The organism is Solirubrobacter phytolaccae, assembly GCF_027587195.1.
Lineage (GTDB): Bacteria > Actinomycetota > Thermoleophilia > Solirubrobacterales > Solirubrobacteraceae > Solirubrobacter > Solirubrobacter phytolaccae.
In genome coordinates this window covers 1-23,534 of record NZ_JAPDDP010000034.1, presented here as the reverse complement: position 1 = coordinate 23,534, position 23,534 = coordinate 1, and the positions used below count along the sequence as shown (strand labels likewise).

Genomic DNA, 23,534 nt, shown 5'->3' with positions numbered 1-23,534 from the left:
CATCCATTGCGCGAATCCCCCGTTTCCAAGCGCATGAGAGTTCCCGCGCTCGCCGCGCTGCTCGGCTTGCTCGCCGCCGCTCCGGCCCAGGCCCGGCCCGGTGACCTGGACCGCACGTTCGGGAAGGGTGGGCGCCTCGCGGTGATCCCGTGGGACAGTGGTGGATCGACGCGCTCGCTGGCGCTGGTGGACGGCGTCCGTCCGCTCCTGAGCGTCTACGCCGACCGCGCCGGCGACTACGCCCCGGCGCTGCTTCGGTTCAGCGGCCGAGGGCGACTCCTGGCCACGACGGACGTGCCGCACGCGGAGTACGACCCGCCGCTGCTCGCCGACGGCTACTCGCTGACGCCCGACGTGCTCTCACTGGTTGCGGGGCAGGAGGTCCAGGTGCTCACGCGCATCGGGTCCTCGCACTCGGTGGCGCTCCCGGCGCAGTCGCCCAAGGCGTTCGGCGTCGACCGCCGGGGCCGCGTGACCGTCGTCAGCTCCAAACAGGCGGAGCGCTTCCTGCCCGACGGGCGGCGTGACCTCGGCTACGGCGAGGGCGGCATTGCAAAGCTCACCGACGCCAAGCTCGAACGGGTCGTCGCGGCGCTGGTCCGGCGGGACGGCCGCGTCTACGCCAGCGGCGGACGCCGCATCGTCGGGCTCGACACGCGAGGCCGGATCCTGCGGCGTCTGAACCGTGGCAAGGTCACGGTTCCCGGCGTGCCCCTCCCGGGTGTCTCAGCGTTCGCGGAGGGCCCGGGCGGCACGGTGCTCGTCGCGGGGCCCGACCGCTTCCGGGACGCGTGGGTCGGGCGCCTGCACGCGGACGGCCGGCCCGACCGGCGCTTCGGCAAGCACGGCTGGGTCACGGGCCGGCGCGACAAGCGCCGCGTGCTGCGCAGCCCGCAGGCGCTAACGCAGGTCGACATCGCTTCGATCACGCGCGACCGGCGCGGGCGGATCGTGCTCGGCGGATCACGGATCGAGACCGAGTTCCCCTGGCAGGCGACCGTGGTCCGGCTCTCTTCACTTGGCCGTGTCGATCGCTCGTTCGCGACCGGCGGACGCAAGTTCGTCGGCCTCGGCGACATCCCTGGCGTCGACATCATCGCCTCCGCGGTGACCCAGGTGGCGGTCGACCGCCGCGGCCGGATCGTCGTCGCCGGCACCGTCTTCGACGACGACGCCGTGCTGCGCGAGGACCTCGGCACGCCGTATCCCGGCATCGCGCGGCTGCGGGGTTAGCGTGCTCCGCCGCCTCGGCACGACGCTCGTCGCCCTGCTCGTACTCGCCGCTCCCGCCCATGCCGGGCCGGGTGACCTCGACCGCACGTTCGGCGACCATGGACGGCTCACGCTCACGACGACCGGCCACGTGGCCGGGGCGGCACTGCCCGACGGACGGCGCCTGTGGCTGAGCGTCCAACCGCCCGGCGCGCGGCCCGCGCCCCTTGCGGTCGGCCTCACCGCGGCCGGGCAGGTCGCCGACCGCACCCGGTTCCCAGCGCCGGTGACCAGAGCGCCGCGCGTCGCCGACGGCCACACCCTGGCTGAAGCGGGCGACGGCCGCCTCGCGCTCGCGCCGATCGGCGGTGCGCCCGTGGTGCTCACGGTGCCCGCGTCCACGCCGTTCGACCTGCATGACTTCGGCGTCGACGGGGCCGGTCGCGCGGTCGTGTTCGGAAGCGAACGCGGTGGACGCGCCCTAGCGATCCGGTTCCTGCCCGACGGTGCGCTCGACACGACCTACGCGACCGGTGGCGTCGCGGAGCTCTCAGGGGTCGCGGGCTTCGCCGACGCGGTCGTCAAGCGCGACGGTCGCGCGTTCGTCTTCGGCGAGGAGACGCAGATGGCGCTGGACGCGAGTGGCGCCCCCATCGCCGCCTACGAGCGATCGATCGTCTGGCCGCGTGCGCTCGACCCGGGCTCCGTCGCCACGGTGGCCGACGGCCCGGGGGACACGGTGCTGATCGCCGGCGACGGCGTCGACGACAACGCGTTCGTCGCGCGGATCGCGAGCGACGGTCGACCGGACCGGCGCTTCGGAATCCGCGGTTACGTGACGGGCTCGCCCGTGCTGGACCGCCTCACGGTGGAGTCGTTGATCCGCGACCGGCACGGACGTCTGCTGCTGGGCGGCGCGTACTACGAGGCCCGCAACCGGTCCAAGGGCGCGGTGCTGCGCTTCTCCGGGCGCGGCCGACCGGACACCGCCTTCGGCAGGGACGGGGCGAAGCTGCTCTCGCCCGCGTCGAGGCCGAAGGCGTGGAGCGTGGAGCACATCCTCGTCGACGCCCGCGAGCGGATCGTCGTCGCCGGCGCAGCGGGGGCCTTCAGCGCCCCGCACCCCGCGATCGCGCGGTTGAAGGGCTAGGCGCCGATCTCGGTGCGGACGTCGAGCAGCTCGGGGAAGAACGTGAGGTCCAGCGCGGCGCGGAGGAAGCCGACGCCGGACGAGCCACCGGTGCCGCGCTTGTAGCCGATGATCCGCTGGACGGTCTTCATGTGCCGGAAGCGCCAGAGCTGGAAGCTCTCCTCGACGTCGACGAGCCCCTCGCACATCTCGTAGGCCTCCCAGTCGCGCTTGGGGGCGTCGTAGATGGCCTTGAAGACCGGGACGAGGTCCTCGCGGCGGCGGTGCGGCTCGGAGACGTCGCGCTCCAGCAGGTCCGTGGGGACCTGGTAGTCGCGCCGGGCCAGGTAGCGGAGGAACTCGTCGTACAGCGACGGCGCCTCGAGCACGGTCCGGAGCCGTTCCTGGTCCGCCGGCGAATGCGCGAACACGTCGAGCATCTGGCGGTTCTTGTTGCCGAGCTGGAACTCGATGATCCGGTACTGCAGCGACTGGAAGCCGCTCGCGTCGCCGAGCACGCCGCGGAACTTCACGTACTCGGACGGCGTCAGCGTCGCGAGCACGCCCCACTGCTCGAACAGCTGGCGCTGGATCTGCTTGACGCGCGCCAGGCCCTTCTGCGCGGGGCCGAGGTCGTCGAGCGAGAGGGAGGACAGCACCGCGTCCAGCTCGTGGATGATCAGCCGCATCCACAGCTCGCTCGTCTGGTGCTGGATGATGAACAGCAGCTCGTCGTGGTGCTCGGGCTCGCTCAGCGGGTGCTGGGCGTCGAGCAGCCGGTCCAGGGCGAGGTAGCCGGCGTAGGTCTGGCGGTCGCGCAGGTCGCGGGTGACGCCTTCCTCGACGTCACGCAGGTTGTCGCTCACAGCGCCGCCAGCTCCTCGCGCATGTAGCCGAGCAGGACGTCCACGTCCGGCATCTGGTCGCGGTCGGCGACGATCCCGAAGTCCATGTGGCCCATGTAGCTCATGACCGTGATGTTGAGCCCCATGCCGTCGAGGATCACGGACACGGGGTAGTTGGCCACGAGCTTCGCGCCCGCCATGTAGAGCGGGAACTGCGGGCCGGGGACGTTGGAGATCACGAGGTTCCACGCCGACCGGCCGGCGCGCGAGGTCGAGTACCCGAACGTCAGCCGCGCGGCGCGCGCGAAGACGGCCGGCGGGATGAAGTTGTTCGCGTCCTGGAGCAGCATCGCGGGCAGCGCGCCACGGCGCTCCTTCATGTCCGAGAGCGCCTCGTGCGTCTTCATCAGCCGCTCGACGGGGTCCTCGACGTCGGTGTACAGCGGCGCCGCCATCAGCAGGATCCGGTTGCCGTAGGTGCCGAACTGGTCGCCCGTGCGCACGGACACCGGGACCTGCGCGACGAGCGGCACGTCCGGCAGGTCGTCGTGCTCGATCAGCCACCGCCGCACCGCGCCCGCGCACGCGCTGACCACGACGTCGTTGACCGTCGTGCCGTGCTTGTTCTTCGCGGCCTTGAACTCGTCCAGCGGCACCTGCCCGAAGGCGAAGCGCCGGTGCGGGGAGATCCGGCCGGAGAACTTCGTCTTGGGCGCGACGAGGTCCGGGCGGTCCACGCCGTCACGCACGAGCTTGGCGGCCACGCGCGAGACCGTGCCCATGCCCGGGAAGACGCCGAACGCGGTCTGGTCGAGGTTCGGGAGCGCCTTCGGGAGCCCGCGCAGCATCCGCAGCGGGTAGCGCGGCAGCCCGGCCAGCCCGAGCCCGAGCATCTGCAGCGTCGAGGGCGAAGGGTCGGCGAGGTCGTCGTCCGGGTCGACCGGCTCGATCTCGCGCCCCTCCGGCGTGAGGTCGAGCAGCAGGGCCATGATCTCCGCGCCCGACAGGCCGTCGATCACGGCGTGGTGGATCTTCGTCAGCACCGCCACGAGCCCGGACTCGTGCCCCTCGATGACGTAGATCTCCCACAGCGGCCGCGCCCGGTCGAGCGGCCGGGCCATGATCCGCGCGACCTGGTCGGCGAGCTGCGCGTCCGTGCCGGGCGAGGCGAGCGCCATCTCGCGCACGTGGTAGCCGAGGTCGATCTCGGCCTCCTCGACCCAGTACGGATGGTCGAGCCCGAGCGGCACGTTCGCCAGTCGCCAGCGCAGCGGCGGGAGCTGGGTACCGCGCTCGGATAGCAGCCGCGTCACCTCCTGGCAGCCGAACGCGCCGTCGGGCGCGGTCGTCGCGTCGAGCATCGCGAGGCTTCCCACGTGCCCGGTCTGGCGTGGGTTCTCCAGCGCGAGGAACTGCGCGTCGAGGGAAGTCAGCTGCCGCATGCGCGCACCCTATCGCCGGAGGTGACAATGTTCGCCGCGTGAGTCCCACTGCCGGCACCCGTCCAGACCCGTCCCAGCTCGTCGATCTCGACGAGCTGCACGCTGCGTATCACCGTCCACCGACCGGCCCCGTCTCGTTCGGGACGTCCGGCCATCGCGGCACCTCGCTCAAGGGCACGTTCACCGAAGCCCACGTATTGGCGATCAGCGAGGCGATCGCCCGCCACCGCTCCGAGCAGGGCATCACCGGCCCGCTGTTCGTCGCGCGCGACACGCACGCGCTGTCGGAGCCCGCGTTCCACACCGCGATCAGCGTCTTCAGCGCGCACGGGATCGACGTCCGGATCGACGCGGAGAACGGCTACACGCCGACGCCCGCGCTCAGCCACGCGATCCTCACGCACCCCGGCTCCGACGGCATCGTGCTCACGCCCTCGCACAACCCGCCCGAGGACGGCGGCTACAAGTACAACCCGCCGTCGGGCGGCCCGGCGGGGACGGACATCACCAAGCAGGTCGAGGCGGTCGCGAACGAGCTGCTGGAGGATGCGGGCAGCATCGCGACCGCGGACGCGCAGACGACCCCGCACGACTACGTCAGCGCCTACGTCGACGACCTCGCCAACGTCATCGACCTCGACGCCATCCGCGAGGCCAACGTGCACATCGGCGCGCACCCGCTCGGCGGCGCGTCGGTCGCGTACTTCAAGGCGATCGCCGAGCGGCACAAGCTCAACCTCGAGGTGGTCTCCGACGAGGTCGATCCGACGTTCCGCTTCGTCCCGCTCGACCACGACGGCAAGATCCGGATGGACTGCTCGAGCCCGTACGTGATGAGCGGCCTGATCGAGTACCGCGACCGGTTCGACGTCGCCGTCGCCTGTGACCCGGACGCCGACCGCCACGGCATCGTCACGCCGACCTCCGGCCTGATGAACCCGAACCACTACCTGGCGGTCGCCATCCACTACCTGTTCGGCGGCGCGCGGGACTGGGGGCAGGACGTCGGCATCGGCAAGACCCTCGTGTCAAGCACCATGATCGACCTCGTCGCGCGGGATCTCGGGCGCCGCCTGGTCGAGGTGCCGGTCGGCTTCAAGTGGTTCGTCGACGGCCTGATCGACGGCACGCTCGGCTTCGGCGGGGAGGAGAGCGCGGGCGCGTCCTTCCTGCGCAAGGACGGCTCGCCCTGGTCGACCGACAAGGACGGCATCCTGCTCGCGCTGCTGGCCGCGGAGATCACGGCCAAGACGGGCAAGGACCCGGGCGCCTACTACGAGGAGCTGACCGCGCGCCACGGCGCGCCCGCCTACAAGCGCGTGGACTCGCCGATCGACGCCGAGCGCAAGCAGAAGCTGCTCGAGCTCGAGCCGGACGACATCACGGCCACGACCCTCGCCGGCGACGAGATCACGGCGGTGCTCACGAAGGCGCCCGGCAACGACGCGCCGATCGGCGGCGTGAAGGTCGTCACCGACAGCGGATGGTTCGCCGCCCGCCCTTCGGGTACGGAAGACATCTACAAGCTCTACGCGGAGAGCCTCAAGGGCGAAGAGCATCTGCACCAGATCATCGATGAGGCACGGGAGATCCTCGGATGAGCAAAGTCCTGACCATGGTGTTGGCCGGCGGCGAAGGCAAGCGCCTCGCCCCGCTGACCGCCGACCGCGCCAAGCCGGCCGTGCCGTTCGGCGGCAACTACCGGCTGATCGACTTCGCGCTCTCGAACCTCGTCAACGCGAACTACCACCAGATCGTGGTGCTGACGCAGTACAAGAGCCACTCGCTCGACCGCCACGTGACCACCACCTGGCGCCTGAGCCCGCTGCTCGGCAACTACGTCACGCCGGTGCCCGCGCAGATGCGGCTCGGGCCGCGCTGGTTCGTCGGTTCCGCGGACGCCATCTACCAGAACTACAACCTGATCGCGGACGAGCGGCCGGAGCACATCATCGTCTTCGGCGCCGACCACATCTACCGCATGGACCCGCGGCAGATGGTCGAGCAGCACATCGCCTCCGGCAAGGGCGTGACGGTCGCGGCGCTGCGCGCGCCGATCGAGCAGGCCGACCAGTTCGGCGTGATCGAGACCGCGCCGAACGGCCGTGACATCTCCCGCTTCCGCGAGAAGCCCACGGACGCCGTCGGGTTGCCGGACTCGCCCAACGAGGTGTTCGCCTCGATGGGCAACTACGTGTTCTCCACCGAGGCGCTGATCAGCACGGTCTCGGCCGACGCGAACGACGAGACGTCCAAGCACGACCTCGGCGGCAACATCATCCCGGCGCTCGTGGCGCAGGGCGACGCGCAGGTCTACGACTTCTCGACCAACGAGGTGCCGGGCGCCACCGACCGCGACCGCGGCTACTGGCGCGACGTCGGCACGCTCGACGCGTACTACGACGCGCACATGGACCTCATCTCGGTCCACCCGATCTTCAACATGTACAACCACGACTGGCCGATCCACACGTGGCCCGGGATCACGCAGCCGGCCAAGTTCGTGTTCGACGAGGACGGCCGCCGCGGCCAGGCGCTGGACTCGATGGTGTGCGCCGGCGTGGTCATCTCCGGCGGCACCGTCCGCCGGTCGATCCTGTCGCCGCTCGCGCACGTGCACTCGTACTCGCTCGTGGAGGACTCGATCCTCATGCACGACGTCGAGGTGGACCGCAGCGCGGTCGTGCGCAAGGCGATCCTCGACAAGAACGTCTACGTGGGGGAGGGCGTCGAGATCGGCGTCGACCCCGAGAAGGACCGCGAGCGCTTCCACGTCTCGGAGGGCGGCATCGTCGTCATCCCCAAGGGCATGCGGGTGACTGAATGAAGGTCGCGCTCTTCACCCGCGAGTACCCGCCGGAGGTCTATGGCGGGGCGGGCGTGCACGTCGAGTACCTGGCGCGCGAGCTGCGCGCGTTCGAGGACGTCACCGTGCACGCGTGGGGTGTGGGCGATGTCCCGCACACGGCGTGGGATGCGCTGTCCGGGGACGCGCCGGAGCTCGCCGCGCTGCGGTCGCTCTCGATCGACCTGACGATGGCCGCGGGCGCGCAGGACGCCGACCTCGTGCACACACACACGTGGTACGCGCAGTACGGCGGGCATCTCGCCAAGCTCGTGTGGGGCATCCCGCACGTCGCGACCGTGCACTCGTTGGAGCCGCTGCGGCCGTGGAAGGAAGAGCAGCTGCGCGGCGGCTACCGCCTGTCGTCCTACGCCGAGAAGACGGCGCTCGAGCACGCCGACGCCGTCGTCGCGGTCTCCAACGGCACCAAGGGCGACATCCTCCGCGTCTACCCGGACATCGACCCCGACCGCGTCCACGTGATCTACAACGGGATCGACACGGACGAGTACAAGCCGGACCTCGGGACCGAGGTGCTGGAGAAGTACGGCATCGATCCGAACAAGCCGTCGGTCGTGTTCGTCGGCCGGATCACGCGCCAGAAGGGCGTGGTCTACCTGCTGGAAGCGGTCAAGCAGTTCGCGCCCGACGCGCAGCTCGTCCTGTGCGCGGGCTCGCCCGACACGCCCGAGCTCGGCGCGGAGATCGCGCAGCGTGTGGAGGACCTGAAGGCGACGCGCGAGGGCGTGTTCTGGATCGAGGAGATGATCCCCAAGCCCGAGGTCATCCAGCTGCTCAGCCACGCGACCGTGTTCGCGTGCCCGTCGATCTACGAGCCGCTCGGCATCGTCAACCTCGAGGCGATGGCCTGCGAGGCGGCGGTCGTGGCCACGGCGACGGGCGGCATCGTCGAGGTCGTGGTCGACGAGGAGACCGGGTTCCTCGTGCCGATCGAGCCGGGCGACGACGGCACGGGCGCCCCGCGCGACCCCGCCAAGTTCGCGAGCGACCTCGCGGCGCGCGTCAACGAGCTGATCGCGGACCCGGCCCGCGCGAAGGCGATGGGGGTCGCGGGCCGCAAGCGGGCCGTCGCTTCCTTCGCTTGGCCAGCCATCGCTGAACAGACGTCGAGGCTCTACCGCCCTCTCATCGTCCCCTCCTGAGGGGTCCGGTAACTAGGTGATCGGGTGCGGTTGGGTGCCGCACCGGGTCTAAAGAGAGGGTTTCATCAGATGAAGGTGCTTCACGCCGCAGGGATTGCGGCGCTGCTGGCGCTGTCCGCGCCGGCCGTGGCCACGGCCGCGGACGGTGCGCCCGCGCCGATCGATCCCCAGAACTGGTCGTGGCAGGACAACCTCGGCTGGAACGACTACAAGCCGGTGCCGGGTCCGGACTACTCCGATCCGAGCATCCAGCCGACGGTCAAGAAGTGGAAGGTCGCGCTGGTCGCGCTCGACTTCCCGGACAAGACGTTCACGATCACCAAGCCCGAGGGCGGCACGGTCTTCGGCACGCCGACCAGCGCCGCGAACAACATCCCGCGCGCCCAGGTCGCGACGTTCTACCGCGACTGGCTCAACACGCCGTCCGCCGAGAACCACTTCCAGACCATGAACCGGTACTGGATGGAGGACTCCTTCGGCCGCTACGGCGTCCAGCTCGACGCCTTCGGCCCGTACCAGCTGCCGGGCCGCTCGTACCAGTACTTCATGACGGAGTTCGGTGGCACCGTCAACGGCCAGCCGGCGAACTACCAGCACTGCCCGGACCTGGCGAACTTCACCTGCAACAAGAACTTCCGCACGGACGCGCGCGCCGCCTGGCAGGCCGACGTCGGCGCCGCGAAAATCGCCGAGTACGACAACATCTTCTACCTCGCCGCGGGTCAGGACGAATCCGCGACCTGGCAGGAGTTCGGCGAGATGAAGTGGAACACGAAGGAAGAGGTTCCGGACGCGTTCGGCCCCAAGGCGCAGTACGGCGACCTGACGCAGACGAACTGGGCCTTCACCCGCTACGTCGACTGGACCTCGTGGGCTTCGGCGGCCTCGATCTGGCCGAGCGCCTCGGGCAACAACTCGATCGAGGGCGAGAGCTCGGGCATGTCGACGTACGCCCACGAGCTGTCGCACAACCTCGGCATCCTCGACAACTACGGCAACCCGTACGGCACCCCGCAGCAGCGCGGGTTCACCGGCATGTGGGACATGATGAGCCGCGGCACGTTCAACGGCCCGGGTGGTCCGCACACGCGCTTCCTGATCCCGCCGACGCAGGGCTCCTCGCTCGGCTCCCAGCACAACATCCGCAACAAGCGCAAGCTGAACTTCGTGGGTGACGCGGACCTGATGAACCTCAACCGCAACGGGCTCGCGCAGTCCGGCGTCGCGGTCGCGGACGTCACCGCGCGCGAGGTGCCGCACACGGCCGGTGAGGTCGCGGGCGTGCAGGTCCAGCTCGACGGCACGGGTGACAACTCCACGCCGTGCACCTCCGCCGACTGGCGCTGCGACGGCGTCCGTCAGGCCGCCAACGGCACCATCAGCGGCAAGTACAACGCGTTCACGATGGAAGTCGTGCAGCAGATCGGCTCGGACTCCTTCGATCCGGGCCACGGCGTCCTGATCACCAAGACCAAGACGAACGAGCGCGACAGCTGCGGCGCGGGCGTCAACTGCTGGGCGTGGATCATCGACTCGCACCCGGAGGACATCAACCACGTCGACTTCGTCCGCCCGGACGGCACGCCGAAGCTGGCGACCCTGGGCGACGAGCGCCAGCTCAACGACGCGTCGTTCAACGCGGGCCTGGACTCCGGCTCCTCCTACGAGTGGACGGACGAGAAGAACCGCCTGCACTTCTACGTCGTCGACAAGTCGACCGACGCGCAGGGCGTCCTGCACTACAAGGTCGCCGTCAAGTCGCTGGACGGTGCCGGCCCGCAGACGCGCGGTGTGGCGCTGACCTCCGGCGCGGCCGAGCAGGTCCAGGCCGGCTCGTGGTCGACCTGCACGTTCACGCTCAAGAACACGGGCGCCGCGGCGACCATCCCGGCGGGCGTCCACCCGCAGGACTCGAGCGCGTTCCTCACGAGCGACATCTACCGGTTGTCGGCGACGGCCACCGGCACGGGCTGGACGGCGAAGATCACCAACGCCCTCACCGCCGCGAAGTTCGGCGAGACGGTCAAGGTCCCTGTCTACGTGACCAAGGGCGCCGGCGCGGCCGCCAACGGCACCGTCCGCCTCACGGCCACGTCCGAGAGCGACCCCAACGCCACCCAGACCGCCGTGTGCGGCCTGTCCGACGGTGACGTCGGCGGCACCGTCCCGGCGACGCTGTCGCTGAGCCTGGACGCCCCGGCCGTGCTCGGCCCGTTCATCCCGGGCGTCGGCAAGGAGTACACCGGCACCTCCAAGGCGACGGTCATCTCCACCGCCGGCGACGCGGCCCTCTCGGTCGTCGACCCGTCCACGACCGCGCCGGGCAAGCTCGTCAACGGCACGTTCTCGCTCAACCAGGCCCTGAAGGCGCAGGCGTCCTCGCCGGCCACTGGCCCGGCGGGCGCGTTCGCGGCCCTCTCCGGCACGCCTTTGACGCTGGCGTCCTGGACCGGCCCGGTGTCCAACGACACCGTGACCATCGGCTACTCGCAGACGATCCTCGCCAGCGAGCCGCTGCGCACGGGCTCGTACGCGAAGACGCTGACGTTCACGCTGAGCACGACGACGCCGTAAAGGTTGGTCTTCCGTGGCGGGCCTTCGGGCCCGCCACGGTTACGGCGAGCACACCGGCGATTTGCTCGGGCTCGTTCCGCGATGCAAAACGACCACCGCCGTCTGCCACTCGAGCGTCGACTTTTTCGTGCTGGAGCCGAGAAACTCGACGCTCGCGTGCCTAGCGGCCGAGCGTGCGCATGAAGTCGCCCGAGCGCTCGCGCGCGGAGGCGACGAACTCGCGGACGTCGGCCAGGCCGGCGCGGAGCTCGGGGTCACCGTAGGTGACGGGCATCATCGAGTCCTGGAGCTCGATCAGGCGCTCTTCGGCCTCGTTGACGGCCTCGATCGCGCGATCCAGGTAGACGCGCGGGTCACGCGCGTGGACGCCGGGGGAGTGCTCGGTGAAGGTGCGGCTCGGGAGGCCGCGGCGCTCGGCGAAGGCGGTGTAGGTGCGCTGGGCGCGACCGTAGGCCTTCTGGACCGGGCCGAAGAGCTGCTCTTCGAGGCGGTCCTGGCTGTTCTCGTCCAGCAGCTCGTAGGCCTCACCGAACGTGGCGAGCGCCAGCGCAAGCTCCTCGATCCCTTCGGCGAGGGCGTCCAGGAGGTCTTGGCGTGCGTCGGCGTCGCTCATCAGTCGGGCTTCCGGTTGCGGGTGGACCACCATTCTTCGCCGTAGTCGATGAACAGCTCCTCGCCGGGCTCGACGGCCCGTAGCGTCTGGAACATGATCACCCGCGGCGCCTCCTGCACGTACTCGCAGTTGGCCTCGGAAGAGTGGTTGTAGAGCATGCCGTAGCCGAGCAGGAGGATCACGTCGTCCTCGTTCTCGTTGGAGCCGAAGACGTAGTCGCCGAGCTGGCCGACGACCTCGTCGCCGGGGAGCTCGAGCGTGGGGCAGTGCTCCACGGCCTCGCCGGCCGCGAACGCGCGCGTGGCGTAGACGCCGCGCCCGTACGGCCCTTCCTTGATCTCAAGACCCTCTGGCATGTCGGCGGGTGACCTTAGCTCAGGCGGTACGGTGCCGACCGTGCTGCCCTTCATCAAGCGGGAACCGTCCGCGATCCTGCTCGCCGTCCAACTCGCCGGCCTGCTGCTGTACCCGTTCATGGAGGGCGACGGCGTGAGCCGCGCGCTCTTCAGCGCGTTCGGGATCGTCGTGCTGGCGCTGGTGGTGCTCGCGGTGCGCGCGTCGCCGACGTGGACGTGGGTCGGCCTGATGCTGGGCGTGCCCGCCACGATCCTGCTGATCATCCAGGCGATCACGAACTCGGACGACCTGTTCCCGTACAGCGCCGGGCTCGAAGCGATCCTGTACTTCTACGCCACGTACGGCCTGATCCGGTACATGCTCGCCGACCACGTGATCACCCGCGACGAGCTGTTCGCGGTCGGCGCGACGTTCACGCTCGTGGCCTGGGGCTTCGCGTACGTGTTCGTCGTCTGGCAGGCGATCGAGCCCGGGAGCTTCATCGCCGCCATCGACCCCGAGGCGCAGCGCTCGTGGGTCGAGCTGCTGTTCCTGAGCTTCACGACGCTGTCGAGCACCGGGCTGAGCGACGTCGTCCCGATCGACCCGTTCGCCCGCTCCCTGGTGATGATCGAGCAGCTCGTGGGCGTGGCCTACATCGCGGTCGTGGTCTCGCGGCTCGTCGCGCTGACGATCCCGCGCGCGCCGCGATGAAGGCGACGATCGACGGCGGCTTCTGGGCCGAGCGGCGGCGGTTCAACCGCGAGGTGCTGATCCCCGACGGCGAGCGGCGCCTGAAGGAAGCCGGGAACTTCGACAACCTGCGCGCGGCCGCGAGCGGCACCGGCGACCACCGCGGCCTCGTCTACCAGGACTCCGACCTGCACAAGTGGGTCGAGGCGCTCGGGTGGGAGCTCCAGAACGCGCCGTCCGCCGAGCTGCAGCGCATGGCGGACGAGGTGACCGCACTGCTGACCGCCGCCCAGGCGCCGGACGGGTACCTCGACACGGCCTTCCAGGTCACCGGCCGCGAGCGCTACCGCAACCTCGCCGACGAGCACGAGATCTACTGCATGGGCCACCTGATCGAGGCCGGCCTCGCGCACGCACCGCTGCTGCCCGTGGCGCGGCGGGTCGCCGACCATCTCGTCGCCACCTTCAGCGAGGACGGCTTCTGCGGCCATCCGGAGGCCGAGCTGGCGCTGATCAAGCTGCACCGCGCGACCGGGGAACGCGCGTACCTGGACCTGGCACGCGCGTTCGTCGACCGCCGCGGTCACCGCCGGCTGCCGGAGCGCTTCGGCGGCTCGACCTACCTCGTCGACCGCGTGCCCGTGCGCGAGCAGACCCAGATCGAAGGCCACGCCGTGCGCGCGCTGTACCTGAACTGCGCCGCGACCGACCTCGGCGAGCTCGACGCGATGCTCGTCCAGTGGCAGGACATGGTCGAGGGCAAGACCTACATCACGGGCGGCGTCGGCGCGGACGCCTCACAGGAGGCGTTCGGGGCGTCCTGGGACCTGAACCCGGAGACCGCGTACGCCGAGACGTGCGCCGCGATCGCCTCCTTTCTGTGGAGCTGGCGCCTGCTGCAGGCCACGGGCGAGGCGCGCTTCGCCGACCTGATGGAGCGCACGCTCTACAACGGCGTGCTCGTCGGCGTCGCCCGCGACCGCTCCGAGTACGCCTACGCCAACACCCTCCACGGCACCACGCGCCGGCGGCCGTGGTTCGACTGCGCGTGCTGCCCGCCGAACGTGATGCGCCTGCTCGCGTCACTGCACCGCTACCTCGCGACCGACGACGAGCGCGGGCTGACGATCCACCACTACGCGACCGGCACGATCGGCGGCGACGTCCGCGTTCGAACCGACTATCCGTGGAGTGGGCGCGTACACATCCAGGCCGAGCGTCCCGTGCGGCTCCGCGTGCCCGCCTGGTCGACCACCGCGCAGCTCGACGGCCGCCCCGTCGGTCCCGGCTACGTGGACACCGGCCCGGGGGACACGACCCTGGATCTCGACGTCAGCCCGAGGGTAACGCACCCCGACTCTCGCGTGGAGCCCATCCGCGGCTGCGTCGCCCTCGAACGCGGCCCGCTCGTCTACTGCGAGGAGGGCGGCGCGCTCGTCCCGTACGCCTTCAACCGCGGCGCCGAGCCGATCCGCGTGTGGCTGCCTCAGAGCGAGAGCTTGCAGAACGCGTGGTCGGCGCTGGCGCCCTCGACGGCCAGCGCGCCGCGGTAGCCCTCGCCGAGCGTCAGGTCGGTCAGCGCGTAGCCCTCGACGCGCGTGGTGTCGAAGCGCTCGGGCGCCCAGCCCAGCCCGCCGCCGAGCGCCTTGGCCCACGCTTCCTTGCGGCACCAGAGCTGCAGGAGGTCGTCGCCGCCCGCGCGCTCGGCCTCCGACAGCGCGCGCCCGACCGCCCCGGCGTTGCGTCCCGGCCGCTCGATGTCCACGCCGACCTCGAGCTGGTCGGACAGCACGATCAGCGCACGGTCGCCAGAGTGGCTCACGTTGAACTGGAGGCTGGAGCCGGGTAGGTACGGCTTGCCGTGCTCGGCGACCTCGATCACGACGTCCTCCGGGATGCACTCCAGTCGCGTGCAGAGCAGGATCCGCAGCGCCGCGCGCGCCACGATCCACCGTTCCGCGGCCCCTGACCGCTTGAACCGGTCCGCGCGCGCGAGGTCGCTTTGAGGAAGGAGCGTCCGCAGCCGCCGAAGCAGCGGCTCGTCCTGCACCAATTCAACTTCCCACACCTCGACCCTGGGCAGGTGTATTAGACTACGCGCGTCAGTTGGCAAGGATGCTTGACAACGAGGGGGAAGGGCGCCTGGCACCGCGGGCGTTGACTCCTGTTCCCACAAAGTCCTAGGGCCTGTTCCGGGCCCCCGAGTTGGAGCAGTGAATGAGACGACGCAATTTGGTTCTTCTGCCGATCGCGGCCATGGCCGCGATCGTCGCCGCGAACCCGGCATCCGCAGCAGAGGGGAACGGCTGGTCGTGCATCAGCCCGTTCGCGAACTACACGAACGGCACGTACCAGGATGATCCGCCCGCGCTGAACCACATCCTGGACTCGCTGGCCATCGACGTCACGCGCACGCTCGCGACGCCGCTGACGGCCGTCGCGGGGCAGGCGCTCCCGCTGCAGGACCTGCAGCTGCGGCTCGAGTTCAAGGACACGCGCCCGGCCGAGCAGATGTACAAGCGCACGGGCGGCATCTCCTACAGCTACAGCGGCATCCCGGTCGGCCAGACCGAGGACAACTCGCGCAGCTTCTCCAACCGCGTGAACCCGGCGGACCAGAAGAACTACTGGTCCTACAACACCGGCACCAACGCGGCCCCGAACTGGGTCTACGCGCAGGAGATCGTGAACGCCGGCCAGCCGCCGCGCGTCCGTCTCGCCGACGCCGACGCGAACACGACGTGGACGTACGCGACGCCGAACGTGAGCCTCGGGCACCGCTACCTGTCGCACACCGGCAACAGCCAGTTCCCGATCGACGCGTGGGTGACGGTTGCCGCGTCGAACACGGTCGAGGGCGTGCAGACGCTGCCGGTCAAGGGCAACTGGACGATCAACATCAAGGACGCGACGCCCGGCACGCCGGCGAACCCGTCGCTCTACGCGAACGACGATGTGGTGGCGACGGTTCCGCCCGTCGTGCTGAACCTCCCGACCAGCCGCTGGACGCCGACCGGCGCCGGCCCGGTCGAGTTCACGATCGCGCAGCCGGGCAAGCTCGGCATCATCCAGGTCGAGTCCAAGGGCTACGACCGCGTGGGTTACAACACGCCACTGAACATCCGCCCGTACGGCAGCGTCTACGTCCGCGCCCAGACGGAGGCCTACGGCGCCAGCAACGACTGCATCCCGGGCCAGATCTCGCTCGCCAACGGCGGGATCGCCAGCGGCCAGCAGAACCTGCTGTTCGGTGACGCCGACCCGACGGTTCCGGACCCCGCGCTCGGCGATCCGTCGACCCCGGGCAAGTACTACACGCAGAACGGGCAGTCGAACGCCGTCGGCTCGCGTGGTCGCTTCGCGCTGGCGTTCACGGCGCTGCCCGCGATCGCCACCGCGCCGCTCCCGGTCGCCCCGGTCCCGGTCCCGGCGCCCGCGCCGGCCCCGAAGCCGGCCACGTTCGGCTCCGCCAGCAGCATCAAGGCGTCCAAGACGGGCGCCGTGAAGCTCGCGCTGACGAACCCGAACGCCGCCGCCGCGAGCTACAAGGTGTCGGCCAAGACGGTCAGCAAGTACGCGACCGGCAAGAGCAAGACGAAGAAGGTCGTCACGGTGGCCGCCACCAAGACGGTGGCGCTCAACCCGGGTGCCTCGAACGTCAACCTCTCGCTGAGTGCGACGGGCAAGGCGCTGCTCAAGAAGCAGAAGTCGCTCAAGGTCAAGGTCACGCTCACGCCCACCAGCGGCGGCGCGGCCATCACGAAGACGATCACGCTCAAGCGCGCCTAGTCGTATGCGCTGGGCAGTTGCGCTCCTTTGCCTCGCCGGCGCCCTCGTGGCGCCGGCGAGTGCCGCCGCGTTCCCGGACTCGGTCTTCGAGAACCAGTGCCAGTACAGCTACGACCGCTACTGGCGCCCGGTTCCGATCGTGTTCGGGGGACGGTTGACGAACGGCTCCGGGGTGGAGCTGACGCCGGGAGCGCAGCTTTCGGTCGGGGACACGGTGCGCCTGGAGGGTGGCACCGTGTCCGCAGTCCTGCCGTCGTGGATCACCACCTTCGCCTATGAGGCAGGGATGATCCCGCTCGGCGACGGCCAGCTCCCGGTCAAGGCGTGGCTCTCCCTCGAGGCGACCAACACCGCCGAGGGCATCAAGGCCGGCATCCCGCTGGACACCGTTGCCCGCACGCATGTGGTGCTGACCCCGGGTGGGGTCGTCGACGAGGAGCGGTCCTCCGTGATCGTCGAGGAGGCGCCGGTCCCGACGCAGAGCTGGACGGCGACCGGTGGCGAGCTGCTCGTCCGCCAGGCGTTTGCGGAAAGCCTGCCGCCGCTCCCGATCCGCGAGGACGGAAGCACGGCTCGCGTTCGCGGCAGCCTGTTCGTGGACGCGAAGCTCACGTTCCCGTCGGGTGAGCTGTTCCACCTGTACCTCGACTGCCTGCAGGGTGAGCAGGTCCGCCAGGGCGAGACCCACACGGACGCGATCCCCGGCACGGTCGGGGCCTTCAGTGTCCCCGGCTTCACGGGGGCGGTCGACGCGGCGCCGGTGACCGATCCGGTCGACGTGGACCTCCAGATCTCCGCGGGACCGCCGCGCGCCGCGCAGGGAACGTCCGCGACGCTGACGTCGAGCTCGTTGCGCCTGCGGTTGACCGACGCGCAGCGTGACGCCTGGTTCGGCAACGCGACCAGCGTCGCGTTCTCCGGCACGGTCGGCCTCACGGGCGACCGCAGCTCGGAGGTGACCCAGGAAGTCGATGTCGACCAAGTGGTCGCCGTGGCCGCCGACGGGCCGGTGACGGTGACGTTGCGGCTGCCGGACACGACCTGGAGCGCAACCACGGGGGACGGCATCGACATCCGCGGCTCTGCCACGGTGACGCTCGACGCCACGGCCGGCGGTGTCACCAAGACCCTCACGTTGACCCGCATCAGCGCGGGGGACCCGTACCCGTTCGCGCGCATCCTGCGCCCGGGGGCGAACCCGACGCCGATCGTCCGGCCGCCGGTGGTCACGCCGACGCCCACGCCGACGGCGGTCCCGGTCCCGGCCCCGAGCCCGACTCCGACGCCGGCCGCGGCCCCGAAGGTCACGGTGCGCTCGACGAAGCTCAAGGTGAGCGCGAACCGTGTGTCGACGTCGCTGAAGTGCACCGGGACCGCCGCCTGCAGGGGCACGGTGACGCTGCGCACGACGGCGAAGGTGAAGAAGCGGTACGTGACGCTCACGAAGGCCGTCAAGTACACGGTCGCCGCCGGCAAGACGGCGACGGTCCGCCTGTCGCTGTCGAGCGCGGGCAAGAAGCATCTGCGCGGCAAGAAGCGCGTCGCCGTCGCGCTCGACGTCAAGCCCGCCTCGGGCAAGACGGTCACGAAGAAGCTGACGCTGACGCGTTAGGCGTTGCTGGTCAGTGCCCGCCGCTCATCATCGGTGAGCAGCGGGCACCCCCAGCACTTCGGCTTGTCGGGGATGCGGTAGTACAGGCAGCAGCCCGACCGCACGTGCACCGTGAGCGCGTAGCCGGGCAGCTCGAGCGTGCGTAGGTCGATGTCCTCGTAGGCGCGCTTGGCGAGCGCACACCCGCGCGGCTCGTCGCCGCGTGTCTGCGCCGCCCAGATCAGCGCGCCGGCCACCCGGTCCGCGACGCCGCGCCGGAGTGCCTTCGCCGGCCGCTTGGTGTGTGCGCACACCGCGTCGATGAGCTCGCCCACGTGCGCCTCGACGTACGCGTCGAGCTGTGACAGCGAAGCGGGCTGGTAACGCTCCTCGAGTACAAGCGTGCCGATGCCGTCCGGAGCCTCGTCCTCATGCACCCACACGCGGGTGTTCTCGGGGCTCAGGTCCGGGAGGCGGTCGTCGTCGAGGAGGGCGTGTGCCGCCGGCAGGCCGAGCCACCACGCGACGACTTCCACGATCCGCTGGCCCTGGATGTCGAGCCGGTCGGTGTTGAGCTGGCGGCCGACGATCGCGAGCGCGCGTTCGAGCCCCGCGCCGGCGAGGTCCGCCGACGTCGTCCAGCCGGCCTCGGCGCGCGCGCCGACGTGCAGCCCTTGGGCCAAGTTAGTTCAGGCGCGCGGCGAGCGTGCGCAGGCGCAGCTCGGCGTCCTGGGTGTCCTCGAACGGCAGCGTGGTCCGCATGCGCGCGACGTGCAGGGCGCGGGCGAGGTCGCCGACGCGCTCGTAGCGCGGCTGCAGCTCGTCCAGGAGCTCCGCGGCGACCTGGTGCCCGCAGCGCCACTGGAGCACGCCGAGCTCGTCGGCGTCCGTGAGCTGACCCGTGTACGGATCGAGCACGAGGGCTTCCGTCAGGCGCTGATGCGCGACGAAGTGCCCGGCGGCGCCGGCGACGACGCCGACCGGCAGGCCGGCGCGGCGGCCGACCTCGGCCAGGATCGTCGCGACGAGGATCGGGTGGCCGTGACCGCGCTCGAGCGCGCGGTCCAGCAGCAGGGCGTCGGCGGTGCCGCCGCGCGTGGCGCGCAGCGGGGCCTCGCCGAGCGCGCGCAGCTGGCCCTCGGCGGTGCGCTCGACCTCGACCGGCGTGGCCGCGATCAGCGCGTCGTAGGCGCGTTCGACGCGCTCGGCGTCGAGGTCGCCCAGCTCCCACGCGAGCGAGGCCGCGAGGTTCGCGGGCGGCGGGCACGTCACCGACGCGTGCAGCCGGAAGGGGAGTGCTCCCGCCTTCCGCACAGCCGTGTTCCTGTCGCTGAAGCTCACGTTGACCCGCCCTCCGGGATACTCTCTCGCCCTCGGGACGAGGGCTGCTCTTAGGGGACCCTAACAAAATCCGACGCCTGGGATCGGATTACGCTTAGATGTGCGTCGACTGGTCGCCTGCCGAACGGCGGCAAGGCCATTTGACATGTCTCTGATCGCGTCCCCTTATACGTCTTCCTCTGCCAATGGTGCGCCCATTGCCAGCCTCGCCGCACGCCTGGCGTCAGGCGAGCTGCGCGCCGTGGTGACGTTCGCGGGCCAGGGCGTGGACGTGCTGGACGAGCTCGCGGCGCTGGTGGCGCAGCGGCCGGAGCTGCTGGCGGGCGCGCAGCTCGCGAGCGACGTCCTCGCCGAGGTCGCGGGGTCCGATCGCGGACTCTCGAGCGGTGCGTACCGCCACGGGACGGATGTGGCCGCATGGGTGATGGACCCGGACGGGGCGCCGCCGCTGGCGTACCTGCGCGGCGCGGCGATCGCGTACCCGCTCTCCCTGCTGGCGCAGGCGCTGCTGTGGCGGGTCGTGCACGCGGACGCGCTCGGGCCGGCGATCGGCTCGGTCGTCGGCTTCGCGGGGCACTCGCAAGGCCTACTCGCGGCGGCGCTGGTCGCGGAGGCACCGGGCGGCGTCGTCGACGACGCGCTGCTCGCACGGCACCTGCGCCAGGCGGCGCTGCAGGGGCTGGAGATGGCCTCGGCCGCGACCGGCCGCTCGCCGATGGCCGCGATCGAGGGCGTGACGCTGGAGCGGCTCGAGCCGCTGATCGCGGCCGTGAACGCCGAGACGGGCGCCGCCGCGGGCTCGCCGGTCGACGCCTCGCCGGCCGTGAACGCCGAGACGGGCGCCGCCGCGGATTCGCCGGTCGACGCCTCGCCGGCCGTGAACGCCGAGACGGGCGCCGCCGCGGGCTCGCCGGTCGCCGTCTCGCCGGCCGCGGCCGCCGGCTCCGGGCTCACCGTCGCGCTCGTGAACTCACGTACGCGGATCGTCGTGGCCGGGCCGCCGGCGCGGCTCGATCGGCTCCGCGCGCGGCTCGCGGCGTGCGCGGCCGAGGAGGCCGACGCGCGGCGGGCAGGGCAGCGCGGCGGTGCACCGCTGCGGTTCGCGTGGACCGCGTTGCCGGTCGACGTGCCGTTCCACTCGAACGCGCTGGCGGAGGCGCTCGAGCGCTTCGAGGCCGCGCCGGCGGGGCCGCGCTGGGCGCCGCTGCTCGGCGTCGGTGACGATCTCGCGCGGGCGCAGTTCGTGGACCCGGTGCGCTGGGACGCGGTGGCCGACGCGATCGTGGCGGCCGGCGCCGACTGGGTGCTGGACTTCGGGCCGGGCACCGCGGTGGCGCGGCTCACCGGCGAGAACCTGCGTGGCACCGGCGTGCGGGTGCTGGCCCTGGCGTCGCCCGAGGGGCGGCGCGTGCTGACCTCCCCGGGCGCGGCGCCCACGGGCCGCGACGTCACCTACGCGGCGTTCGCGCCGGGCGTGGTGCAAGGGCATCTCGACACGAAGTACACGCGGGCGACGGGGCGGCCGCCGGTGATCCTCGCGGGGATGACGCCGACGACGGTCGACGCGCCGATCGTCGCCGCGGCCGCGAACGCCGGCTACATGGCCGAGCTCGCGGGCGGCGGGCAGCCCGACCGGCGCACGTTCTCGCTGCGCGTCGAGGAGCTGGCCGGGCTGCTCGAGCCGGGCCGCGAAGTCGTCTTCAACACGCTGCTGCTCGACCGGCACCTGTGGGACCTGCACGTCGAGAAGGACGCGCTGCTGCTCGGCGCGCGACGGGCGGGCGCGCCGTTCGCGGGGCTGACCGTGTCGGCGGGCATCCCGGACGTCGACGAGGCGATCGCGCTGCTCGACTCCCTGGCCGCGGAGGGCATGCGCGTGAACGCGTTCAAGCCCGGGACAGCCGAGCAGGTGCGCCAGCTGCTGGCGATCGCCGACGCCGCTCCGCACCACACGATCGCCGCGCACCTCGAAGGCGGCCGCGCGGGCGGGCATCACTCGTGGGAGGACCTCGAAGAGCTGCTGCTCGACACCTACCACGAGCTGCGCCGGCGGCCGAACGTCCTCGTCTGCGCGGGTGGTGGCATCGGCACTCCGGCACGGGCCGCCGACCTGTTGCACGGGACGTGGGCGGTGCGCCACGGCGTCGCGCCGATGCCGGTCGACGCGGTGCTGATCGGTACGGCGGCGATGGCGGTGGCCGAGGCGGCGGCGTCCCCGCAGGTCAAGGCGGCGCTGGTGGCGGCATCGGGCTCCGACGCGTGGGTGCCGCGGCGGGGTGTCGAGGGCGGCGTGACGTCGGCCCGGTCGAACCTGAACGCCGACATCCACCTGCTGGACAACGCGGCGTCGCGTGCCGGGCACCTGCTCGAGTCCGTGGCGGGAGATCCGGCAGCGGTGGCCGCACGGCGCGACGAGATCATCGATGCGCTGTCGCGAACCGCGAAGCCGTACTTCGGCGACGTGGCCGCAATGACCTACGGCGAAGTGCTCGCGCGCTTCCGGGAGCTGTGCGCGATCGGGCGCGGACGCCGCTACGACGACGGCGAATGGGGCCATCCCTCCTGGCGCGCGCGGTACGAGGCGCTGCACCGGCGCTTCGCGGCGCGGTTGTCTTCCGTCGAGGCCGGACCGGTCGCGGAGGAGATCGACGAGGCGGTCGCCGCGACCACGCTGCTGCATCCCGCCGACGCGCAGTTCTTCCTCGAGGTCTGCGATCGCAGCGGGAAGCCGGTGCCGTTCGTGCCCGTGCTCGACGGCGAGGTGCGCCGCTGGTACATGGCCGACGGGCTCTGGCAGGCGCAGGACGACCGGCTCGCCGTCGACGAGGTGTTCGTCATCCCCGGGCCGGAAGCGGTCGCGGGAATCACCCGCGCGGACGAGCCGGTGGCGGAGCTGCTGGCGCGTTTCGAGGCCGAGGCCGTCGCGCGGGTGGCCTCCGCTTCGGTCGACCGCCCGCGGCTGGCCGAACCCGGCCCGACGCCCGAGCCACTGGCGTCGTTGCGCGCGGGCGGTGCCGTCGGCGAGCTGCTCGCCGCGCAGTGCGTCGTGGGCGAGGGCGGCCGGACGTGGCCGAACCCGCTGTGGCGCCTGATGGCGCCCGGCGACGCGATCGACCAGCTCGGCGACGTGATCACCGTCCGGCCTGCACACGCGCCGTTCGAGAGCGTCGTCATCGAGCCGGCGGGCGCGGACGTGCTCGTCACCGCGGGCGCCTTGTCGCTGCGGTACGCGGTGCGCGACGGTGCGGTGTTCGAGGTCGAGGGCGGCGCCGCGCGCGCGGCGTTCGCGATCTCGGCGCTGGACCCGGGCACCACCTGGACGTGCCCGAAGTCGTTGCCGCGGGCCTACCGCGCCGCGACGGGCGCGGCCCACGACGGCGTGCCCTTGGACCTGGCGTGGACGCTCGCCTGGCCGGCGGTCTGCGCACTGCTCGCGACGCCCGAGCTGGCCGCCCGCTTCCACGAGCTCGTCCACGCGACGCACGCCGTCACGCCCGGCCCGGCCTGGCCGCCACTCACGGGAGAGACGGGTGAAGCGTCCGCGTGGCTCGTCGAGCTGGACGACCCGATCGGCTCACCGACACGGCTGCGCTGCCGCGCCCGCGTCGAGTCCTCACGCGGCCTCGTCGCGACGGTCGAGGCAGAGCTCGCGATCCTCGGCGACGCCGCCGCCACGACCTTCTCGCTCCGCCGGCACGACCACCACGACGTCGAGCTGACGCTCCGCGAGGCCGGTGACGCCGACTTCCTGACCGAGCAGCCCTGGCTCTCGCTGACCGCTCCGCTGGCCGCGGGCGACGTGCTGCGCGTGCGCGCGGAGACGACGCTGGACGCGCCGCGCAAGGGCGCCGCGGCCTGGACCGCGAGCGGGACGGTGACGCGCGGGGGGGAGACGATCGGCACGATCGCGGGCGGCGCGGGCGGCGCGGGCGGCGCGGGCGGCGCGGGCAAGTCGGAGGCC

Annotated in this window: 18 protein-coding genes; 11 read left to right on the top strand and 7 right to left on the bottom strand. The window is 71.5% G+C overall.

Annotation, left to right across the window (positions count from 1 at the left end):
* Positions 1 to 33 precede the first annotated feature (33 nt).
* A complete protein-coding gene (locus OJ997_RS18580; protein ID WP_270026691.1) occupies positions 34 to 1,233 on the top strand; it encodes a hypothetical protein in 1,200 nt (399 codons plus the stop codon).
* Position 1,234: 1 nt separating this feature from the next.
* Positions 1,235 to 2,362, top strand: coding sequence for a hypothetical protein (locus OJ997_RS18575; RefSeq protein WP_270026690.1), 1,128 nt, complete (start codon positions 1,235 to 1,237; stop codon positions 2,360 to 2,362).
* Here OJ997_RS18575 and OJ997_RS18570 read toward each other — a convergent pair.
* Positions 2,359 to 3,207, bottom strand: coding sequence for a tryptophan 2,3-dioxygenase (locus OJ997_RS18570; protein ID WP_270026689.1), 849 nt, complete (start codon positions 3,205 to 3,207; stop codon positions 2,359 to 2,361). The genes OJ997_RS18575 and OJ997_RS18570 overlap by 4 nt on opposite strands.
* Positions 3,204 to 4,628, bottom strand: coding sequence for a WS/DGAT/MGAT family O-acyltransferase (locus OJ997_RS18565; RefSeq protein ID WP_270026688.1), 1,425 nt, complete (start codon positions 4,626 to 4,628; stop codon positions 3,204 to 3,206). Before OJ997_RS18565 ends, OJ997_RS18570 begins: the two co-directional genes overlap by 4 nt.
* A 38-nt stretch (positions 4,629 to 4,666) precedes the next feature.
* On the opposite strand from OJ997_RS18565, the gene pgm reads away from it, so the two are divergent.
* The 4 genes from pgm (at position 4,667) to OJ997_RS18545 (ending at position 11,210) form a co-directional block, all read left to right on the top strand.
* Positions 4,667 to 6,229, top strand: a complete 1,563-nt coding sequence (gene pgm / locus OJ997_RS18560) for a phosphoglucomutase (alpha-D-glucose-1,6-bisphosphate-dependent) (RefSeq protein ID WP_270026687.1) — start codon at positions 4,667 to 4,669, stop codon at positions 6,227 to 6,229.
* Positions 6,226 to 7,455 carry a glucose-1-phosphate adenylyltransferase gene (gene glgC / locus OJ997_RS18555; RefSeq protein ID WP_270026686.1) on the top strand — a complete coding sequence of 410 codons (1,230 nt, stop codon included), beginning with the start codon at positions 6,226 to 6,228 and terminating at the stop codon, positions 7,453 to 7,455. Before pgm ends, glgC begins: the two co-directional genes overlap by 4 nt.
* Positions 7,452 to 8,636, top strand: a complete 1,185-nt coding sequence (gene glgA / locus OJ997_RS18550; RefSeq protein ID WP_270026685.1) for a glycogen synthase — start codon at positions 7,452 to 7,454, stop codon at positions 8,634 to 8,636. Before glgC ends, glgA begins: the two co-directional genes overlap by 4 nt.
* Positions 8,637 to 8,705: 69 nt before the next feature.
* On the top strand, positions 8,706 to 11,210 hold the full coding sequence (locus OJ997_RS18545; RefSeq protein ID WP_270026684.1) for a metallopeptidase domain-containing protein: 2,505 nt from the start codon (positions 8,706 to 8,708) through the stop codon (positions 11,208 to 11,210).
* Positions 11,211 to 11,370: 160 nt separating this feature from the next.
* On the opposite strand, the gene OJ997_RS18540 is transcribed toward OJ997_RS18545, so the two are convergent.
* Both OJ997_RS18540 and OJ997_RS18535 read right to left on the bottom strand, forming a co-directional pair.
* Complete coding sequence (locus OJ997_RS18540) at positions 11,371 to 11,823, bottom strand: hypothetical protein (RefSeq protein WP_270026683.1); 453 nt, start codon at positions 11,821 to 11,823, stop codon at positions 11,371 to 11,373.
* Positions 11,823 to 12,179 carry an SET domain-containing protein-lysine N-methyltransferase gene (locus OJ997_RS18535; RefSeq protein WP_270026682.1) on the bottom strand — a complete coding sequence of 119 codons (357 nt, stop codon included), beginning with the start codon at positions 12,177 to 12,179 and terminating at the stop codon, positions 11,823 to 11,825. The genes OJ997_RS18540 and OJ997_RS18535 overlap by 1 nt, the downstream gene beginning before the upstream one ends.
* Between OJ997_RS18535 and OJ997_RS18530 the strand changes: the two genes are divergently transcribed.
* Together OJ997_RS18530 and OJ997_RS18525 are read left to right on the top strand one after the other, a co-directional pair.
* Entirely contained in the window at positions 12,178 to 12,873 is a 696-nt protein-coding gene (locus OJ997_RS18530; protein ID WP_372517911.1) for an ion channel, read from the top strand. The genes OJ997_RS18535 and OJ997_RS18530 overlap by 2 nt on opposite strands.
* Entirely contained in the window at positions 12,870 to 14,405 is a 1,536-nt protein-coding gene (locus tag OJ997_RS18525) for a glycoside hydrolase family 127 protein (RefSeq protein WP_270026680.1), read from the top strand. Before OJ997_RS18530 ends, OJ997_RS18525 begins: the two co-directional genes overlap by 4 nt.
* Here the strand turns inward: OJ997_RS18525 and OJ997_RS38130 are convergent.
* Positions 14,339 to 15,139 (bottom strand): 4'-phosphopantetheinyl transferase family protein, encoded by an 801-nt coding sequence (locus OJ997_RS38130; protein ID WP_272599949.1) that lies wholly within the window; start codon positions 15,137 to 15,139, stop codon positions 14,339 to 14,341. The genes OJ997_RS18525 and OJ997_RS38130 overlap by 67 nt on opposite strands.
* On the opposite strand from OJ997_RS38130, the gene OJ997_RS18515 reads away from it, so the two are divergent.
* Both OJ997_RS18515 and OJ997_RS18510 read left to right on the top strand, forming a co-directional pair.
* Positions 15,109 to 16,641, top strand: a complete 1,533-nt coding sequence (locus OJ997_RS18515; RefSeq protein ID WP_270026678.1) for a hypothetical protein — start codon at positions 15,109 to 15,111, stop codon at positions 16,639 to 16,641. The genes OJ997_RS38130 and OJ997_RS18515 overlap by 31 nt on opposite strands.
* Before the next feature lie 4 nt (positions 16,642 to 16,645).
* A complete protein-coding gene (locus tag OJ997_RS18510) occupies positions 16,646 to 18,253 on the top strand; it encodes a hypothetical protein (RefSeq protein ID WP_270026677.1) in 1,608 nt (535 codons plus the stop codon).
* Here the strand turns inward: OJ997_RS18510 and OJ997_RS18505 are convergent.
* On the bottom strand, positions 18,250 to 18,915 hold the full coding sequence (locus tag OJ997_RS18505; protein WP_270026676.1) for a (2Fe-2S)-binding protein: 666 nt from the start codon (positions 18,913 to 18,915) through the stop codon (positions 18,250 to 18,252). The two genes, OJ997_RS18510 and OJ997_RS18505, sit on opposite strands and share 4 nt — an antisense overlap.
* A gap of 1 nt (position 18,916) precedes the next feature.
* A complete protein-coding gene (locus OJ997_RS37660; protein ID WP_270026674.1) occupies positions 18,917 to 19,546 on the bottom strand; it encodes a transglutaminase family protein in 630 nt (209 codons plus the stop codon).
* Positions 19,547 to 19,814: 268 nt separating this feature from the next.
* On the opposite strand from OJ997_RS37660, the gene OJ997_RS18495 reads away from it, so the two are divergent.
* Positions 19,815 to 23,534: fatty acid synthase subunit beta domain-containing protein (locus tag OJ997_RS18495; RefSeq protein WP_270026673.1), on the top strand; the 3,720-nt coding region annotated here is incomplete at its 3' end.

Bases quoted from the DNA above. Each gene is read 5' to 3' on its own strand.
- OJ997_RS18525 (WP_270026680.1), top strand. From the start codon at position 12,870: ATGAAGGCGACGATCGACGGCGGCTTCTGGGCCGAGCGGCGGCGGTTC.
- glgC (WP_270026686.1), top strand. From the start codon at position 6,226: ATGAGCAAAGTCCTGACCATGGTGTTGGCCGGCGGCGAAGGCAAGCGC.
- glgA (WP_270026685.1), top strand. From the start codon at position 7,452: ATGAAGGTCGCGCTCTTCACCCGCGAGTACCCGCCGGAGGTCTATGGC.
- OJ997_RS18545 (WP_270026684.1), top strand. From the start codon at position 8,706: ATGAAGGTGCTTCACGCCGCAGGGATTGCGGCGCTGCTGGCGCTGTCC.
- OJ997_RS18580 (WP_270026691.1), top strand. From the start codon at position 34: ATGAGAGTTCCCGCGCTCGCCGCGCTGCTCGGCTTGCTCGCCGCCGCT.
- OJ997_RS18540 (WP_270026683.1), bottom strand. From the start codon at position 11,823: ATGAGCGACGCCGACGCACGCCAAGACCTCCTGGACGCCCTCGCCGAA.
- OJ997_RS18535 (WP_270026682.1), bottom strand. From the start codon at position 12,179: ATGCCAGAGGGTCTTGAGATCAAGGAAGGGCCGTACGGGCGCGGCGTC.
- OJ997_RS38130 (WP_272599949.1), bottom strand. From the start codon at position 15,139: ATGCCGGGTTCGCGGCGACGATCGCGGCCATGGCCGCGATCGGCAGAA.
- OJ997_RS18565 (WP_270026688.1), bottom strand. From the start codon at position 4,628: ATGCGGCAGCTGACTTCCCTCGACGCGCAGTTCCTCGCGCTGGAGAAC.
- OJ997_RS18510 (WP_270026677.1), top strand. From the start codon at position 16,646: ATGCGCTGGGCAGTTGCGCTCCTTTGCCTCGCCGGCGCCCTCGTGGCG.
- OJ997_RS18530 (WP_372517911.1), top strand. From the start codon at position 12,178: ATGTCGGCGGGTGACCTTAGCTCAGGCGGTACGGTGCCGACCGTGCTG.
- OJ997_RS18515 (WP_270026678.1), top strand. From the start codon at position 15,109: ATGGCCGCGATCGTCGCCGCGAACCCGGCATCCGCAGCAGAGGGGAAC.